Here is a 19427-nt window from a genome sequence, read left to right as displayed (position 1 = left end):
CAGAATTTTTATTGGTTGCGGATTTTTATTTAATTTTATTTCTAGACTCAAAGTAATTATACTTTTCTTGAGCCGGAGATTCTATGAAAAACAAATTCATACTTTTTTTACTACTATTATTTATTTCAATTCTAAATAATAATTTTGCGCAGTCTACCGGTAAAATTATGGGCAAAGTTTTAGATGCCTCAACCGGTGAAGGTATTCCTTTCGCTAATGTTTTTATTGATGGAACCTCAATTGGCGCCGCGACCGATATTGACGGCAACTTTGTAATTCTAAATGTTCCGCCGGCTGTTTATACGGTAACTGCCTCGTATATCGGTTATCAAAAGGTAACAAGAACAAATGTGAGAGTTAATGTTGGTTTTACTACGGCAATTGATTTTTCACTTCCTTCAGGTGCAATTGAAATGGAAGCAGTAATTGTTCAGGGTGAAAGAAATCCCTTGATTCGGCAGGATTTAACAAACCCTACGGTTGCTATAAACTCTGAAACTTTGGATATTCTTCCGGTCGATAATATTTCGGAAGTAATCAAACTTCAAGCGGGAGTTGTTCAGAATGACGACGGTACTCTTCATGTAAGAGGTGGAAGAGAAAATGAAGTTGCTTACCAAATAAACGGACTTTCAATAAACGATCCATATGGAAATTCAAAAGCGGTAGGAGTTGCAACAAACGCGGTACAGGAAGTTTCCGTATCAACAGGTACATTTAGCGCCGAATTCGGAAACGCTTTAAGCGGCGTTGTAAATTATGTTACAAAAGAAGGCGGAGATAAGTTAAGTTTTAGTTTAAGAGGTTATACAGGCGAATATTTATCTTCAAACAAAGAATTATTTAGAAATGTTGAGGATTTTGACATATTAAATAGGAAACGAGCGGAATTTACCCTTGGCGGAAAAGTTCCTTTAGGCAATGATACGAAATTTTTTGTTTCCGGAATTTTTGAAGATTATAAGGGACTTTATTATGGTCAACGAATTTATAATCCGACAGATTCCTATTTAACTGCCGAGGCGTTTGAAAGTACCGATCCAAGACACGGAGACGCAAGTTTACCTTATTGGTTTAATCCTTATTCTCCAAATTCTAACGGTTTGCCTACCGGAGATAATGCCTTAGTTGCTATGGATCCTTCTCAAGATTGGAATATTCAGGCAAATTTAAGTCATAGTTTTAGTTCACTAATAAAAGTAAAGTATGAATTAGTTTATGATAAAGGTCGTTCAAGCGCATTTGGTCCGGGTTATAGTTTAACCAGAGGAAGATCATATCTTTTTAATCCCGATGGATTAGGAACTGATTACAGCAGCGGATTAGTGCAGTCAATAGATTTAACACATACTCTTAGCAACAGCACTTTTTATACATTAAAAGCTTCCTACGCGTGGAGTAATTCAAAATATTACTTGTATGAAAATTATGACGATAAAAGATATCTCCCAAATTTTTACAGTCAAACTATTGGAACAACATTGTATTATTCTGGTGGAACGGATAATTACAGATCTGATAGAACCACAAAAACTTATAGTGTAAAAGGCGATTTGGTTTCACAATTATTTAATGTTCATGAAGTAAAAGCTGGATTTGAATTAAGATTGCATAAGTTGGAAAGATACGCTTATACCTTGGACTTTTTGAAAAATGACGGAAGCGCATTGAGCGGAAGCGATTTAATTTATGGCGGAGTTACTGATTACCAAATAGTTTTAGATCCTGAAGTTGATAATTTTAACGTTGATCCTACACAATTTGCCGCATACGTACAAGATAAAATTGAATTGGCAAAAACGTTAATTCTTAATGCAGGATTGCGTTATGAATATTTTGATCCTAAAGCAAAATATAACTATAATCTTTCCCAAAATATCGATGATCAAAAAAGTGGTAATTTGGAACAATATATTACCGATGCCGAAGCAAAACATATGTTCTCTCCTCGTTTAAGCGTATCATATCCAATTACCGATAGAGGAGTAATAAGATTTTCTTACGGACATTTTTATCAAATCGGTTCTTTATCAAGTTTATATAGAAATTTAATTTGGGAAGTTGAAAATATTTCAACGGTTCCAACATTTGGAAACGCAAATGTAAATCCTGAAAGATCAATTCAATACGAAGTTGGTTTGCAGCAGCAATTAACAGACGACTTCAAATTTGATTTAACCGGATTTTACAAAGATGTTAGAGATTATATTTATACTCAAACAGTATATTCTTTGAATGCCAGAGAATATGCGGTTTTGACTAATTTATCGTACGCAAATGTTAAAGGTATAACTTTGTCATTTATCAAAAGACAATCACCTGGAAGTTTATTTTCAGCAACTCTGGATTATACATACCAATCAGCTGAAGGTAATAGAACAGAACCTACCGAAGACTTATTTTTCAGCGAAGCCGCGGGAAAGCAAACTGAAACTTACTTAGTTCCTTTAAGTTTTGACCGTTCTCATTTGATAAATGGAACTATTACATTATCTGAACCACGTGATTGGTCAGCAGGTATTGTTTATACTTTGCAGACCGGTACTCCGTATACACCGGCACTGCCGCCAACTTTGTCAACAATTACTTATGAACAGGCTTCATCCGTTAAGCCGTTCCAATGGAATGTTGATATGAAAATTGAGAAATTTTTTACAATTGACCCAATTGATTTCTCAATATTCATTCAAGTAATGAATTTATTTGACGTTGAAAATCAAAGGTATGTTTGGGCTAGCTCAGGTGAAGCGCTGAATAATGCGGAAGAAAAAATTAATGCGAGTCAATTTAACGACTTAAGAAAAAGAATTCTAAGAGATCCGGGATTGTTCAATATTTCATATTTGAATAATTATTATAGTCGTGAAGAAAGAGTAAGTTTGCCGAGAGAAATAAGAATAGGTTTTTCAATTATATTTAATTAGAATAAAAAGTTTTGAATAAAGAAATTTAACGTAGGAAAAATAATGAAAATAAAAATGCTGGTTTTCATTTTAACGCTGTTTTTGTGTGCTCAGTTATTTGCTCAATCAAATGATAGTCTAAAGGCGCCAAGGACAAAGATAACATCTCCTGAAGAATTTGAAAGACTTTATGGAAATTTATTCGGCCCAAGGCTGAACAAAATTACTGGCGAGGTCTCTGAAATAAAATCAATAATTATAAAAGGGAATAAAATTCAAACTCAGCTTTTTAATTATGGTTCTGTTTGCAGACCAGGCGGTGTGGCAGATATTGAAGATTTGGTATGGAACGGTCTTGGTTATGGTTATGAATTTGGATTGATTTCTGGCGCAAGAGTTCCCACTTTGCAGGGAGATTCAGTAAGTATTATAAGTGATTCCCATGTTTCTCCATCGGAAGGTGATTACGATCCTTCAGGAAAACAAAAATGGGGTTGGCTGCCCAAAGCAGGTTACAGCGATCCCAACCAAAATGAAGTAGCTTCATTTACGGCTGCAGATAAAGACGGCGATGGAAAACCTGACTCATGGCCGGAAAGCTGGTATTCCGCGGGTGCCGGAAAATATTTGTGGCCTGCATTTTTAGGCGACGCTTCAACGGCTCCCGATGAAGAAGTTTATTTCGCCATTGACGATTATTCAAACTATGAATTTTTGACAAAATACCATCCCTTTAATGGAGATGAAACAAAAGGCGGTTTAGGCTTGGATGCCGATGTAAGAATACTACAGTTTAATAATCCATTAGCGGAAGATTTAATCTTCTCTGTTTATCAGGTTACAAACGCAAGCGATCATGATCTTGGTAAATTTTATATGGGAATGTTCGGCGATCCTCATATCGGCGGTTCAAGTGATACAGGTGACGATATGGCATATTTTATTCCACCTAAAGGTGAACTTGCCGAAAAATTTAAACAAAGAGAAAGAAGTATGGTTTACGGATGGGATCAAGATTTTAAAGGAAGAGGCGGAAAAAGACCCGGCTATTTCGGTTGGAAATTTCTTGAATCACCTTCACTTGATGATGATTTAGTCGATAATGACGACGATGGTGTCAGTGACGAATCACCGTTTAATAATAAAGGCGAATACATTGATGGCACTATAGTTCCGCTTAACACAGGTGTTTCCGATATTGAGCAATATACAAAAACTTATGGCGCGCCAAAAGCAAGATGGTCGGGTGATGAAGACGGCGATTGGGATGCAGAAAAAAATGACGTTGGTATTGATGGAATTGGTCCTGATTCTCCAAATTATCCCGGTAAAGATTACGGTGAAGGAGATGGAGTTCCGTCACAAGCTTGGTATTCAGATTTAAATAGCAATGGTTTATTTGATGATGATGAAGTCGGAACTTTGACAGATGATTGGAGCAATGGAAAAAAATGGGCGGGTTCTGAACCTAATTTTGGATTTAGAGATATATCCGAATCGGATCAGTTAGGATTAACTGGCTTTACGGTTAACGGATGGGGACTGGTCGACCCGAAAGATGACGAAATTATTTGGAGCTGGCTTACAAAACCCGAGATTGATCCAAATCAGGAATTCTTAAAATCTGCAGGAGATAATATTTTTTGTTTTTCAACCGGACCAATGTATTTGGAAAAAGGAGAATCGCAAAGATTTTCAATGGTAATTTTGCTTGGAGAAGATTTAAATGATCTTCTATTGAATGCAAGTACATCAGTCAGAATTCTTGAAGCTGATTATCAATTCGCTCAACCTCCTGATAAACCGTTAGTAACAGGTGTTCCCGGAGACGGAAGAGTTACATTATATTGGGACGCGAAATCTGAAGAATCAATTGACCCGCTGAATGGAGAAAAAGATTTTGAAGGTTATAAAATATATAGAAGCCGTGATTATAATTTCTCTGATGTATTTACAATTACTGACGCAAATGGAATTCCTTATTTAGGTCAGGCACTTTTTGACGTTAATTCCGGAAAATCCGCACAATTTGATTTGGTTGATGAATATTCAGGTCTTGCAGGAATAGAATATGTTGGAAGAGGAATTAGATATAATCTTGGAAACAATACTGGTCTGGTTCATGAGTATGTGGATTCAACCGTTCAAAACGGAATAAAATATTATTACGCTGTAGTTGCTTATGACAGAGGATCAGAAGACCTTCCTCCAACGGAATCTCAAGCAGTTATTCAGCAGGATCCTACAACTGGTGAACTAATTTATGATGTAAATACACTATCTGTGATTCCAGGTCCAATTGCAAGCGGAATTAAAGAATCGGAAGTAGGAATCGGCAACAAACCAACGCAAATTGTTGGTAATTCAACCGGTGAAATTAATATAGAAGTATTGGATGAGCTTTCAGTTCCGGATAAAAATTATAAAGTGAAATTCGGCTCTGAAAACTCATACAGCGTTTTAGACGAAACCGGAGTCAGCTATGATTTTACTTCTAAAGGAACCGTGTTAGTTGCTTTAAGAAATAAAAATATTGTAGAGGAATCAATAGTTGTTAAAGACAAAAGCGGAACAATTATTCCTTCTTCCAATTATGTGGTTAGTACAGAAAAGGGACAAATTGCCGGAAGCACCGCAGAAAGTCTTCCAGCAAGGTAATGTGTACACTATAAGTTATAAATATTATCCAATATACGAAAGCAATTATATAAATAATGAAGATGGAAATAATGTTTTTGAAGGAATGAGAATTTTTGTTCAAGAAGATGAATTGAACGCAAACGTAAGTGAATCAAAATTTATTACAAATTCGGCAATTACTGTTGATAGTAAAATTCTTTATCCTCCATTAATTGGTGGTGATAAAATTAAAGTTAGAGCTGATTGGGAAATAAGATGGAACAATACTGATACATTAGCAGATGGAAGCTGGGCACATGGAGATACAACTCAAACTTTATTGGGTCCTGTAATTGCACCTTTTAAAATAAAATATATTGTTCAAAAAGAACCCAATTACTATTTGGAAGAGGATGCTACTTTTGTAACAGATCAAGAAAACTTTAATGGCCGATGGGATTGGGGAGAAGCAATTACACTGCAGCCGCAAGGTGTAACTGATGCGACAACTACATATCAAATAGATCTAAAATTAATGTCTGATGTTACTGAGCAAATATTGCCTAAAGCCGGAGATATATTTAAACTTGTTACAGACAAACCGTTTGAAACCGGTGATGAATATACTTTCAGTTCCAAAAAGGCGGAATTTACGGCTAATAAATCAGATAAATTATTAAATGAAGTTTATGTTGTTCCAAATCCATATGTAGCATACAGCGAATCGGAAAATCCCGGTAGAACATTAACAAAACGCGGTGAACGCGAATTGCAATTTAGAAATCTGCCTCCTGTATGTACTATCAGAATATATACTTTAACCGGTGAATTGGTAGATACAATTGAAAAAGATGATAATGGAAGTATTGCATATTGGGATCTATTGAGTTCAGAAGGTATGAGAATATCATATGGTGTTTACATCTTCCACATTGACGCTCCAGGAGTTGGAGAAAAAATTGGAAGATTTGGTGTAATAAAATAAATTGGTAAAAATTATTAGCTGTTAGAATTTATAATGCTGAATTGTTGGAGTAAACAATGACAATAAATAAAAAAAATTTAATACTTCTGGCGTTAGTATTTTGCGCAAATTTATTATTTGCTCAAGTTGATCAAGATATTTCCAGGGTAGGTACAACCGCTGCTTCAGTACTTAAAATTGCGCCCGGAGCCCGTTCTCTTGGTATGGGAAGCGCTTATGTTGGCGTTAGCGACGACATTTATTCCGTTTATTTCAACCCCGCTGGAATCACCAGATCGAAGGGAAACAGCCAGGTTGCCTTCAATCATTCAGAATGGCTCGCTGATGTAAATTATGATTTTGCGGCAGGTTCTATAAATGTTGATGGACTTGGGACTTTATTTGCGACGTTTTCCTCACTTCAGGTTCCAAAAGATGAGGTTAGAACATTTGAATATCCTGAAGGCGATGGAAGAACTTGGGACGCAAGTTCGTTGGTTATAGGTGTAGGTTATGCGAGAAGTTTAACGGATAGGTTTTCAGTAGGTTTCCAAGTTAAATTTATTCAAGAATCAATATGGAATTCTTCCGCAACGGGAGTTGCTATGGATGTGGGAACTTATTATGTAACACCCTTCAATGATCTTGTAATCGGCGCCAGCTTCAACAATTTTGGGACAAAAATGCAGCTTAATGGAAGAGATCTGCAAATAAATGTTGATCCAGAAAATTTACCGGAATCAGGACCTAATAATATACCCGGAGAATATTCAACTGAAAAAAATGATCTTCCTTTGAATTTTAGAGTAGGCTTAGCAATGAATGTTGTAGATACAAGATTTTTCAGACTTAAAGCCGCTCTCGACGCTGTTCATCCAAACGACAATAAAGAATATTTAAATACCGGACTTGAATTTTCTTATAACAGCATGATCTTTTTAAGGGGAGGATTTAAGTCATTGTTCTTACCAAACAGCGAGCAGGGTTTAACACTTGGGTTTGGAATAAATTACGGTATTACCTCGGACTTGGAATTTACATTTAATTATGCTTATGCAGATTACGGAAGATTAAAAAATATTCAATATTTTGATATAGGTTTGATTTTCTAAAATTGTTTTTAAATAAAATCCTCATTAAAAAATAATGAGGATTTTTTTTGTCTGATAAAACTTAAAATGAAATTATTAGAAAAGATAAATTTACTTTTAATTAATTACTTTGGGGTTCCACCGCGCTCAAAAAAATTACCTGCCACAATTGATCTTTTAATCGCAACAATTCTTTCACAAAATACAAACGATAAAAATTCATTTCGTGCATTTCAAAATTTGAAAAATAATTTTAATAGTTGGAATGAAGTTAGAAATTCGGAAATATCAAATATTGAAAATACAATTAAGATTGCCGGCTTGGGCTTTCAAAAAGCATCAGCGATTAAAAATTTATTGGAAGAATTATATATAAGTGAAAGCAATTATAAAATGAAATTGCTAGCTGAATTAAGCGTTGAAGATTCGATAAACTATTTAACAAAATTTAAGGGAATTGGAGTGAAAACCGCTAGCTGTGTTTTGCTTTTTTCAATGGATAGAAATGTTTGTCCGGTTGATACGCACGTAAACAGAACGTTAAACAGAATCGGTGTTGTTAAAACCATTTCACCCGATAAAACATTTTTTGAAATTAATAAAAATCTGCCGGAAGGAATTGCTCATTCTTTGCACACAAATTTAATTAGGCTCGGACGCGAAATTTGTAAACCCCAAAATTATAATTGCGTAATTTGTCCGCTTAAAAAAATATGTAAATATGAACCTAAGTCATTTTTACCAAAAAATAGATCTAAAGACAGATCATTTATGCTTTTGGACAATGTTTAATGGACTTAAACGTCTTTTCATCTAATTTGTTTTGTAGTTAATCTTCATTATATTTGATAACAATTATTCAACTATCGGTTACAATTCTCGAACTTATAATATGGAATATAACTTCGCAGAAAGAAAATTATTGGTTTGCGATTTAAGTTTAATTAAATATCAAACTGCATGGGAAATTCAAAAAAAATATTTTGAAGCAAGGTCTCATGAGAAAATAAAAGATATTATTTTTATTTGCGAACATCCGCATACTTACACTTTAGGAAAAGTTGCCGATAAAAAAAATCTTTTACTCGATGACAAAATGTTGAAAGAAAAAAATATCGACGTTTTTGAAATTGACCGAGGCGGGGATATTACTTATCATGGACCGGGACAAATAGTTGGATATCCGATAATTAATTTAGCCAATTGGAAAAAAGACACTCATTTATATTTAAGAGCATTGGAAGAAGTTTTGATGCTGACTTGCATTGATTATGGCTTGATTCCCTCTAGAATTGAAAAATACACCGGCGTTTGGATTGAAGATAGAAAAATTTGTGCTATTGGAATTAAGGTTAGCCGATGGATAACAATGCATGGATTTGCCTTTAATGTAAATACCGATTTAAGTAATTTTGACGGAATTATACCTTGCGGAATTTCCGATAAAGAAGTAACATCATTAAGCAGAGAAATTGTTAGGCAATTTGATATAAATGAAGTTAAACAAAAAATTCTAAAAAATTTTGAGCAGGTTTTTTCTTATACTCAAATTGAAAATATTTCGAATGAGGAATTAGAAAATTCAGTTAAAAATTGAAAGGTATAAAATGCAAAACGAAACTAAGGTGAAAATTTCAGTTGATAATAAAATGAAAGAAAATAAAGTTAATCAATCGGTAAATAATAACGGAACAAAAAAACTTTCGGACGAAAATTTGATTGAAGTTCTTAAAATGATGATTACTTCCAGAACTATGGATATAAAAATTATGAATATGTTGAAGCAAGGGAAATCATATTTTCATCTGCCGTCATCCGGACACGAAGCCACGCAAATTGCCTTCGGAATGCTGATGAATAAAGGAGTTGATTGGGCGTATCCTTATTACAGAGATATGGCTTTTATGATTGGACTTGGAACTAAAATAGAAGATATATTACTTCATCAATTAGCAAAAGAAGATGATCCAATGACGGGAGGAAGACAAATGTCGTGTCACTGGGCGTCAAAAGAATATAATGTTCCAACTCAATCAAGTCCGACGGGCACGCAGTTTTTACAAGCAGTGGGAACCGCACTGGCTCAAAAAAAATCGGGTAATAATTCTGTTACATATGTTAGCGGCGGTGAAGGAACAACGAGCGAAGGTGAATTTCATGAAGCTGTAAACTGGGCAAGCAGAGAAAAAATTCCAGTGATTTTTGTCATTCAAAACAATAAATGGGCAATCTCCGTTCCTGTAGAAAATCAAACCGCGGGAAAAAATGCCTCTATTTCCGCTATGATGAACGGATATGATAGTTTGTTAAAATTTTGTATTGACGGAACTGACTTTTTAAAAGCACATGAAACGGCTGAACAAGCATTTGAATATGCCAGAAGCGGAAAAGGTCCGGTTTTAGTTGAAGCAAAAACTATAAGATTATTTTCTCATTCAACTTCAGATGATCAAAGTAAATATAGACCCAAAGATTCTCTTGAAGAAGATTTACAAAATGATCCGTTAAATAAATTTTCAAATTATCTAATTAAAAATGGAATTATAACGGAAGAAAATATTGAAAATTTAAAAAAGGAAATTTCAAAAAAAGTAAATGATGCTGCTGATTGGGCATATTCTAGACCAGAGCCTGATGTGAAAAATGTTAAAAAATATGTTTATGATGAAAGCGGCAAAAAAAATAAATTGAAATATTATGAAAGTAAATCAGTTGGAATTCCAATAGTAATGGTTGACGCAATAAATCATGCTTTGCGCGAAGAAATGGAGAGGAACAATAAAATCTATATTTTCGGTGAAGATGTTGCTGATGGAAAAGGTGGAGTTTTTACAGCGACTAAAGGATTATCTACAAAGTTTGGTAATGAAAGAGTTTTTAATTCTCCTTTGGCCGAAGCAAGTATTTTAGGAGTTGCGATAGGAATGGCAATCGCGGGCAAAAAGCCTTGTGTTGAAATTCAATTCGGAGATTATATTTGGCCTGCTTTTATGCAGATACGCGATGAACTTGTTATGCTGAGATATCGTTCCAATAATAAATTTGAAGCGCCGGTCGTAATTCGCGTTGCTGTTGGCGGATATATTAACGGCGGACTTTATCACAGCCAAAATATTGAAGCTTTCTTTGCGCATATGCCGGGACTGCTGATTGCTTATCCATCAAACGCGGCAGACGCGAAAGGATTGCTTAAAACATCACTTAGATTAAATGATCCCGTTTTATTTCTTGAGCATAAAGGATTATATAGACAAAGTTACGCTACAAAACCTGAACCCGACGCTGATTACTTAATTCCCTTTGGCAAGGCAAATATTACAAGAGAAGGTAATGATCTTACGGTTGTAACTTACGGCGCGATGGTTCATGAAACTGAATTTGCGGCTAAAATATTGACTGATGAAGGTTATTCCGTTGAGATTGTAGATATTAGAACAATAAATCCTTTGGATACTGAAACAATTTTTAATTCGGTTAAAAAAACCGGAAAAGTTATTGTGATTCATGAAGATACATTAACTGCCGGATTTGGTGCGGAAATTGCCTCAAGAATTTCTGAAGAATGTTTTGAATATTTAGATGGTCCGGTAAAACGCTATGCGGCGTTGGATACGCCAATTGCTTTTCATCCAAAATTGGAAAGAGAAATTTTACCATCAAGAAATAAAATATATAATGAAATAAAAAAATTATTAGAATATTAGTTTTAATAAAATATTTTTCGGAAGTAGAATTTTATAAATTAAAATTGCGTTCTAAGAACTCAAATGTAATCCCGGACAAGTTTAGGGAATTCGCTTTAGACGAGAATTTATAAGCAAAATTTAGAAAGTAATTTATCTAAGCGTTCAGATAATTATTCTCAATTATTGGAGAAGAAATGAAAGTAAATATTATTATGCCGAAAATGGGAGAAAGTATAAATGAAGGTACAATAATTAAATGGTATAAACAGGTTGGCGACAAAGTTAAAAAAGATGAAATAATTTATGAGATTAGTACCGATAAAGTTGATACCGAGATTCCTTCTCCTTCCGATGGAACATTGATTGAAATTAAAGCGTTTGAAAATGAAACTGTTCCGATTAATGAAATTGTTGCGGTTATTGAAACAAATGGCGAAAGTGAAGCAATTATCGAAAATAAAAGTGACAATCACTCTACTGATCAAGTCGGTTCAATTATAGAATTACCAATGCCAAAAATGGGTGAAAGCATTAATGAGGGTACAATAATTAAATGGCATAAAAATGTAGGCGATGCTGTAAAAATAGATGAAATAATTTATGAGATAAGTACAGATAAAGTTGATACTGAAGTGCCTTCTCCGGTTGACGGTGTAATTACAGAAATTCTATTTAAAGTAAATGATGTTGTGGAAGTTGGAAATATTGTTGCAAGAATTTCAACAAAGACCGGAATTACAAAAATTGCCGATAAGGAAACAATAAGAGAAGATGTATCAATTGATAATGATAATTCTCAGATAGAAAGAAAGTCCGCGCAGAAAACACATACCAATAGTTTTATATCTCCTGTGGTTATGCAAATTGCAAATAAAGAAGGCGTTACGCATAGCGAATTAAATTCAATTTCGGGAACGGGAATAAACGGACGTATAACAAAAAAAGATATCCTTGATTACATTAAAACAAAAGGCACTGTAACAACCGTTTCCGCGCCAAAAATTTTCACTCAAAAAAATATTTCAACTAAGGAAGAAGATGAAATTGTTCCTATGGATAATATCAGAAAAAAAATAATGGAACATATGATCAGCAGTCGGGATACTTCCGTTCACGTTTCGGAAATGATGGAAATTGATATGACGAAGATCCATAATTTTATTGATAAGAATAGAGAAAAATTTCAAAGGGAAGAAAATATAAAACTAACTTATTTATCATTTATCGCCGACGCGGCAATTAGAGCATTAAATGAATTTCCTCTGGTAAATTCTTCAATTGAAGGTGAAAACATTATTTTAAAAAATAATATAAATCTTGGAATTGCCGTTGCATTGGAACCAAACGGACTTGTTGTCCCAAATATAAAAAACGCGGATGAAAAAAATGTTAGAGGTTTGGCAAAATCAATTTCTGAAATTAGCGTGAAAGCAAGAAACAAAGGACTAACACCGGATGATATAATTGGAGGAACATTTACAATTACAAATTACGGAGTTTTCGGCGCGTTGTTTGGAACGCCGATTATTAATCAGCCGGAAGTCGCGATTCTTGGAGTCGGCGCAGTTGTTAAAAAACCGGTTGTTATTGAAGTAGATGGAATTGATACAATTGCGATTAAGCCGATGATGTATTTGACATTAAGCCATGATCACAGATTAGTTGATGGAATGTTAGGCGGAATGTTTTTGAAATATATTAAAGATACATTAGAAAATTATGATGTAAGTAAAGTTTAATTTTTTACGTTAATTTCTCCGCACCTAGGGCATTTCACAGAATCACCCTGAAATGTTGGCGGAACTTTTATTGTAACTCCGCATTTGCAATTATAAAAATTATATCCGTTTACGTTCATTACAATATCGCCAAGTTTACGTTTTTCTTCAACTTTACTTTGTTTAGTCAATTCTTCCAGTTGCGAAATTATTGGAATATTTGCTTTGTTTTTTAATCCCGAATTAGGAATTATTTGCTCGGAATTATTTTTAATTTTATTGTAAATAGTTTGATAATCAGCAAAATCAGCGCCATGCATCATTCCGCGTAAAATTTTAATTCTTTCTGAAATCGGCGGATGCGTAGAAGTTAAATCCTCAATTTGCATTCCCGTTTTTTTCAATGGATTTACGATGTACATTCCGGCTGTTGCCTTATTAGCTGAATTTAAATTAAATCTGTTTTGAGACAATTTTTCCAAAGCGTTTGCCAATCCTTCAGGGTAACGAGTTAACCTAACCGCGCTTGCGTCAGCAAGATATTCTCGTTTTCTTGAAATTGCAAAATAAAGCAGCTGAGCCAAGAATGGCGCCGTAATTGCAAAAAATATTGAAAACACAATTAAAATTAATTGCTCATTTCCATTGCTTGATGATTTATTTTTGTACCTGTTTAATGAACCGCCGCCGTAAAAATAACCTCTCGTAAATACTTCTGAAATTATTACAATCATTCCGAGCATAATTCCAGCAAAAGTCATAAATAAAACGTCTCTGTTTACAATGTGTGAAATTTCGTGAGCAATTACACCTTGCAGTTCATTTCTGTTCAGCTGACTTAATAATCCTGCCGTAACGGCAACAACGCTGTTTTCAGGCTTTCTGCCGGTTGCGAACGCGTTTGGCGCTTGTTCATTTACAATGAAAATTTTAGGAATTTTGGGAAGATTTGCGGCTATTGCCATTTCTTCAACAACGTTGTAAAGTTGAGGTTGAACTTCTTTAGTAACTTCTGTAGCATTACTTATAGAAAGTATAATTGAACTTCCCGCAAAGTAACTTACCGCAGAAATTAATACCCAAATTAAAAATGCGGCTAAAATACCTAAAGAACCGCCGCCTTCTCCAAGAAATGTTTCGCCAATGAAAAATCCAAGCAGAATAAGAATTGTTCCCATTCCAACAAACAGGATTATAGATTTTCGTTTATTTGCCTGAATTAATTCCCACATATAAAATCAATAATAAGAAATAAAATTTTTAATAAAATTAATTAAAAAATAATTGCCGATTAAAAGAAATAAAGTATCTCCAAACCGGCAATTTTACTAAATCAAAATTGAATGAACGAATTAAATTAAAACTGAACCTTTGGTACTTCTCTTTCAGCCGCGACTTGAATTTCGAAAAATGTTTCTTTAACAAATTTGAACATTCCTGCAATAATATTGGATGGAAAAGTATCCACTTTATTATTATAAAATAAAACTTGGTCGTTGTAATTTTGTCTTGAAAATGAGATCTTATTTTCTGTTGCCGTAAGTTCTTCTTGAAGGGCAAGAAAATTTTGATTTGCTTTTAGATCTGGATAATTCTCAACAACTAAGTTGAATTTTTGTAAAGCGCCGCTTAATTCCGATTCAGCTTTGGATTTATCGGCAACAGAAGAAGCGTCAACCGCAGCGCTTCTTGCTTTGGTTATATTTTCCAATGTACTTTTTTCATGGTTCATATAACCTTTTACGGTTTCAATTAAATTTGGAATTAAATCATGTCTCCTTTTTAATTGAACGTCTATTTGCGACCAAGCGTTTTTGACTTGATTTCTCATTCTCACTAATGAATTGTAAATTGAAACTACGTACATTGCAATTACGGCTACTGCAATTACAAAAATTAAAAATCCGCTCATTTATCCTCCATTTTAAATATAAATTTTATCATTTAACCTTTATCAATTAGAACCAAAAAATAATCTGAAAATAAAAATAGTTTCCTCAAAAAAGATTTTTTGTCAGAACCATGATTAAATTCAGGCATTAATTTTTTTATGATACATATCTTCAAGAACTTTTATAATTCTATTATTTTTATCTACTGAACCTTCACGAATTACTTCTAAAATTTCACCTTTATCAAACCATAAACCATGACCGTTTTTACATTCATCAAGCACAATATCTTTATCATCACTTACTCTGGTTTTCCCCATTTTTTTATTACAGATGGGGCAGCGTCTTTTTTTCTCACTTCCTTTTTTCCCTTTTTTAAAGGAATTCAAAAGTTCCTGCTTATCTTTTGAATCATCAAGGAAAAGTTCCAATTCACCGGAATCTAACCAAATGCCCTCGCAGTTTGTGCAGTAGTCGGTTTCAACTCCTTCAAATTCTAACACAATCATTGGATTATTGCAAACGGGACAAAACATTATTTTCTCAATTCAAATATCAGTAAATATAACAAAATTGTTGAAACATTTATCTATTAACAAAGCGTTCATTTTTTTTGTATTTTTTGAGTTTAATTATTGAAAGATTTGTAATGAAATTAAATAAACATCAAAGAGATTATAAAGATACAGTTGAAAATGATAAAGTTGATCTGGGAAGAAGACCGGATTGGTTAAAAGTAAGATTACCTTCCGGTGATAATTATAGAGAAGTTCTTTCTATGATGCGCAGATCAAAACTGAATACTGTTTGCGAAGAAGCTAAATGTCCTAATTTAGCCGAATGCTGGAATAATAGAACCGCAACTTACATGATACTTGGAGATACATGTACAAGAACTTGCGGTTTTTGCGATGTTAAAAGCGGAAGACCAACATTTTTGGATTGGGACGAACCGAACCGGGTTTCCGATTCAGTAATTGAATTGGGATTAAAACATGTTGTTATAACTTCCGTGAACAGAGATGAATTACAAGATGGCGGCGCTGCGATTTTTTCTAAAACTGTTGAATTAATTAGAGAAAAAAATTCCGAATGCACCGTTGAAATTTTAATTCCTGATTTTCAAGGAAATGAAAATTCTTTTGAAATAATTATGAAAAACCCGCCTGATATTTTAAATCATAATTTGGAGACAGTTCAAAGATTATATCACGCCGTTCGTCCGCAAGCAAATTACCAAAGAAGCTTGGATTTGATTAAATGGTTCAAAAACAATGGATTGAAAACTAAAAGCGGAATTATGGTGGGAATTGGTGAGCGGAAAGAAGAAGTGCTGGAATTGATGAAAGATCTAAAGGATAATAATTGTGATATTATGACAATTGGTCAATATTTGCAGCCGACAAAAAATCATTTACCCGTTGAAAGATATGTAACTTTGGATGAATTCAAATTATACAGAGAAGAAGGTGCTAAACTTGGATTTACGGCTGTTGAATCCGGTCCGCTTGTAAGAAGCTCTTATCATGCGGAAAAGCACGCAAAATAATTTTTCATCTAATGAATAATTTTATTTATAGCGTATATTTCAAATAAATTATAATATATATCAATTCTTAAAATATTAGTTTAAAGACAATAACTTTTTTTTATATTTTTTTTGAAAACTTATAGATAATAATATTATCTTTTTAAGCCCAAGAAAATTAAAAGCTATTTTTTATTTAACGGTTCTCTAAACTAAACTTCAACAAAAAAAAAATCAACTTATGAAGACAACTAATTCTCACAATAGCGAAAGATTACTTTCATTAGATTTATTTCGAGGTTTAACAATGTTCTTTCTTGTTTTGGAAGGGACGGAATTTTACGGTTACGTTAAGGAAGCATCAACGGAAGGAAGTTTTTTCTATAATATTATTATGCAGTTTCATCATCATCCATGGAACGGTTTAAGATTTTGGGATTTGATTCAGCCGTATTTTATGTTCATTGTTGGCGTTGCCATGGTATTCTCAATTAATAAAAGATTAAATAAAGGTGTTGAAAAATCACAAATAACAAAACATATTATAATCCGCAGTATTACGCTTTTTTTTCTTGGTGTTATTCTGCATTGCGGATATTCACATAAACTTGTTTGGGAACTTTGGAATGTATTGACTCAATTGGGATTTACAATTTTAATTTCATATGCGTTATTTAATTTAAGAATTAGATATCAATTTATTTTTTCAATAATGTTATTAGTTATAACTGAAATTTTATACAGATATACTAACATCGCCGGATTTGATCAACCGTTTGTAATTGGAAAAAATTTTGGTTCATACATTGACCTTATTTTAATGAATAAAATTAATGGCGGCGGATGGGTTGTGATAAATTTTCTTCCTACTTCGGCACATACTATTTGGGGAGTTATTGCAGGTAAGATTTTAATCAGTAAAAAAATTGACCAAGAAAAATTTAAAATTATTGCCGTTGCTGGAATTATTGGAATTATTACCGGATATAGTCTTGATTGGTTAGGAATTACACCAGTCATTAAACGAATTTGCACAAGTTCATTTGTAATTGTATCGGGCGGATGGGCTTTATTAACCTTGGCAATATTTTATTATTTAGTAGATATTAAAAAATTAAATAAAGGATTTACAATTATTGTTGCCGTTGGAATGAATTCAATATTTATTTATTTGTTTAGTCAGTCGATAGGTGGACAATGGTTTAATGAATTTGTAAATATTTTTGTATTCGGCTTCGCTCAATTTTTATCAGTACCAATTCAATTTTCTAATATTATAAATTCATTGGTTGTATTTTCATTGGAATTATATTTATGTTATTGGCTATATAGAAGAAAGATATTCTTTAAAATATAAAGTGAATTTTAAAAGGAGTTTGTATGAATCAATTTAAGAGAAGGGATTTCTTGAAAACCGCTGCAGTAGCCGGCTTGGGTTTGGCCGTTTCTCCAAATTTAATTAAGTCGCAAGATAAAATTAAATTTAAGCGGTCTAAACCATCGGGTAAAGTAAATATTGCTTTTATCGGCGTTGGCGGAAGAGGACGTTCTCACGTTGGATTAGTTTCGCAAAGACAAGATGTCGAAATTACAGCAATCTGCGATGTTGATCCTGAAGCAATTGATAAAACACAAAAACTATTACGCGAAAATAACCGAAAGGAAGCCGCTGTTTATACTAACGACGATTACGCGTTTATGAAATTATTGGAACGAGATGACGTAGACGGAGTAATAATTGCAACACCTTGGGTATGGCACGCAAGAATGTCGGTTGCAAGTATGAAAGCCGGAAAATTTACCGGAGTGGAAGTTTCCGCCGCAAATAATTTGGAAGAATGTTGGGATTTGGTAAATACTTATGAAGAAACAGGAATTCCGTTAATGATATTGGAAAATGTATGTTATGCAAGAGAATCGATGGCAATATTAAAAATGATAAGGGAAGGTTTATTTGGTGAAATTGTACACGCGACTTGCGGATACCGACATGATTTGCGTGAAGTGCTTTTTAATGGAGGAAAGCAATCCGATAGCGGTGTTGAATTCGGTAAAAATTCGTTGGGCGAAGCAAGATGGCGAACTCAATATTATATAAATCAAAATGCCGATGTTTATCCAACGCACGGACTTGGACCTGTTGCTACATGGTTCGATATTAACCGCGGAAATAGATTTGTGACTTTAACTTCAACAGCAACAAAAGCCGTTGGATTGAAAGATTATATAATTAATCATCCTCAAGGAGGAGAAGATCATCCGAATGCAAAAATAAAATGGAAACTTGGCGATATTATTACTTCTGTAATTAAAACGGCAAATGATGAAACGATAATCTTAAATCATGATACAAGTTTGCCTCGACCGTATTCATGGGGATTTACTTTGCACGGTTCAAAAGGTGTTTGGTGCGGTGATTTTGAAGGGCGAAGAATTTATATTGAAGGAAAGTCACCTCAACATCAATGGGAATCAAATGAAAAGTTTGATGAATATATGAAAAAGTATGATCATCATTTATGGAGTGAGGAAGAGAAAAATGCAGTTGGTGCCGGTCATGGCGGAATTGATTATTTCACAATAAAACAATTTGTTGATTCCGTTAAAGAAGAAAAAGAACCGCCTATTGATGTTTATGATGCCGCCGCGTGGAGTGTAATTACTCCGTTATCTGAAGTTTCAATCCAAAATAATGGAATGCCCCAGTATTTCCCGGATTTTACTAGAGGCAAGTGGATGACAAATAAACGAATTTTTGGTATTGAGTAATTTTTAGATTTTTGATGTAATATATCCACATTTTATTACGAAAGATTCCATAATTAAAAAGATGGAATCTTTTTTTTAACCAATTTTTCATACTGCAAACTTTTTAAATAATTCAAAATCGGGTTTACATTTCATTTTAATATCTTTCAATTTTGAAATCATTTTTACTTCACTTTACACAAATTTTCATTTCTCATTTAAGTTTAATAATTCTCAAATCTGATAAGAATAAATATAAAATCAAAATAAACAGACCC

General features: G+C 33.5%; 14 protein-coding genes. 11 read left to right on the top strand and 3 right to left on the bottom strand.

Annotation, left to right across the window (positions count from 1 at the left end):
* The first annotated feature begins 83 nt into the window (after positions 1–83).
* The 8 genes from IPK06_08025 (at position 84) to IPK06_07990 (ending at position 13002) form a co-directional block, all read left to right on the top strand.
* Positions 84–2924: a TonB-dependent receptor gene (locus IPK06_08025; GenBank protein ID MBK7979940.1), complete on the top strand. Its 2841-nt coding sequence runs from the start codon at positions 84–86 to the stop codon at positions 2922–2924.
* A 42-nt stretch (positions 2925–2966) separates the two neighbouring features.
* The gene (locus IPK06_08020; protein MBK7979939.1) at positions 2967–5561 is read left to right on the top strand and encodes a hypothetical protein; all 2595 of its coding nucleotides are present in this window, start codon (positions 2967–2969) and stop codon (positions 5559–5561) included.
* A complete protein-coding gene (locus IPK06_08015) occupies positions 5524–6507 on the top strand; it encodes a hypothetical protein (protein MBK7979938.1) in 984 nt (327 codons plus the stop codon). Before IPK06_08020 ends, IPK06_08015 begins: the two co-directional genes overlap by 38 nt.
* Positions 6508–6563: 56 nt before the next feature.
* A complete protein-coding gene (locus IPK06_08010; GenBank protein MBK7979937.1) occupies positions 6564–7598 on the top strand; it encodes a PorV/PorQ family protein in 1035 nt (344 codons plus the stop codon).
* Between the two features lie 66 nt (positions 7599–7664).
* Positions 7665–8369 (top strand): endonuclease III, encoded by a 705-nt coding sequence (locus IPK06_08005; protein ID MBK7979936.1) that lies wholly within the window; start codon positions 7665–7667, stop codon positions 8367–8369.
* Positions 8370–8469: 100 nt separating this feature from the next.
* The gene (gene lipB, locus IPK06_08000; protein MBK7979935.1) at positions 8470–9174 is read left to right on the top strand and encodes a lipoyl(octanoyl) transferase LipB; all 705 of its coding nucleotides are present in this window, start codon (positions 8470–8472) and stop codon (positions 9172–9174) included.
* Positions 9175–9226: 52 nt separating this feature from the next.
* Entirely contained in the window at positions 9227–11281 is a 2055-nt protein-coding gene (locus IPK06_07995; protein ID MBK7979934.1) for a dehydrogenase E1 component subunit alpha/beta, read from the top strand.
* Positions 11282–11457: 176 nt separating this feature from the next.
* Positions 11458–13002 (top strand): 2-oxo acid dehydrogenase subunit E2, encoded by a 1545-nt coding sequence (locus tag IPK06_07990; protein ID MBK7979933.1) that lies wholly within the window; start codon positions 11458–11460, stop codon positions 13000–13002.
* On the opposite strand, the gene IPK06_07985 is transcribed toward IPK06_07990, so the two are convergent.
* From IPK06_07985 to IPK06_07975, 3 genes are all read right to left on the bottom strand, one after another.
* Positions 12999–14213, bottom strand: coding sequence for a M48 family metallopeptidase (locus IPK06_07985; GenBank protein MBK7979932.1), 1215 nt, complete (start codon positions 14211–14213; stop codon positions 12999–13001). The genes IPK06_07990 and IPK06_07985 overlap by 4 nt on opposite strands.
* A gap of 125 nt (positions 14214–14338) precedes the next feature.
* Positions 14339–14893, bottom strand: a complete 555-nt coding sequence (locus tag IPK06_07980; GenBank protein ID MBK7979931.1) for a LemA family protein — start codon at positions 14891–14893, stop codon at positions 14339–14341.
* Positions 14894–15013: 120 nt separating this feature from the next.
* Positions 15014–15409, bottom strand: a complete 396-nt coding sequence (locus tag IPK06_07975; protein MBK7979930.1) for a zf-TFIIB domain-containing protein — start codon at positions 15407–15409, stop codon at positions 15014–15016.
* A 113-nt stretch (positions 15410–15522) separates the two neighbouring features.
* Here IPK06_07975 and lipA point away from each other — a divergent pair, with 113 nt between their 5' ends.
* The 3 genes from lipA to IPK06_07960 all read left to right on the top strand — a co-directional run bounded on the left by lipA (position 15523) and on the right by IPK06_07960 (position 19170).
* Positions 15523–16422: a lipoyl synthase gene (gene lipA, locus IPK06_07970; protein MBK7979929.1), complete on the top strand. Its 900-nt coding sequence runs from the start codon at positions 15523–15525 to the stop codon at positions 16420–16422.
* Positions 16423–16642: 220 nt separating this feature from the next.
* Positions 16643–17758 (top strand): DUF5009 domain-containing protein, encoded by a 1116-nt coding sequence (locus IPK06_07965; protein ID MBK7979928.1) that lies wholly within the window; start codon positions 16643–16645, stop codon positions 17756–17758.
* Between the two features lie 23 nt (positions 17759–17781).
* Positions 17782–19170 carry a Gfo/Idh/MocA family oxidoreductase gene (locus IPK06_07960; GenBank protein MBK7979927.1) on the top strand — a complete coding sequence of 463 codons (1389 nt, stop codon included), beginning with the start codon at positions 17782–17784 and terminating at the stop codon, positions 19168–19170.
* Positions 19171–19427 lie beyond the last annotated feature (257 nt).

It is taken from the genome of Ignavibacteriota bacterium (assembly GCA_016713565.1).
In the GTDB taxonomy this organism is placed as follows: domain Bacteria; phylum Bacteroidota; class Ignavibacteria; order Ignavibacteriales; family Melioribacteraceae.
The sequence above is the reverse complement of the archived record's forward strand: the minus strand, read 5'-3'. Positions and strand labels throughout refer to the sequence as shown.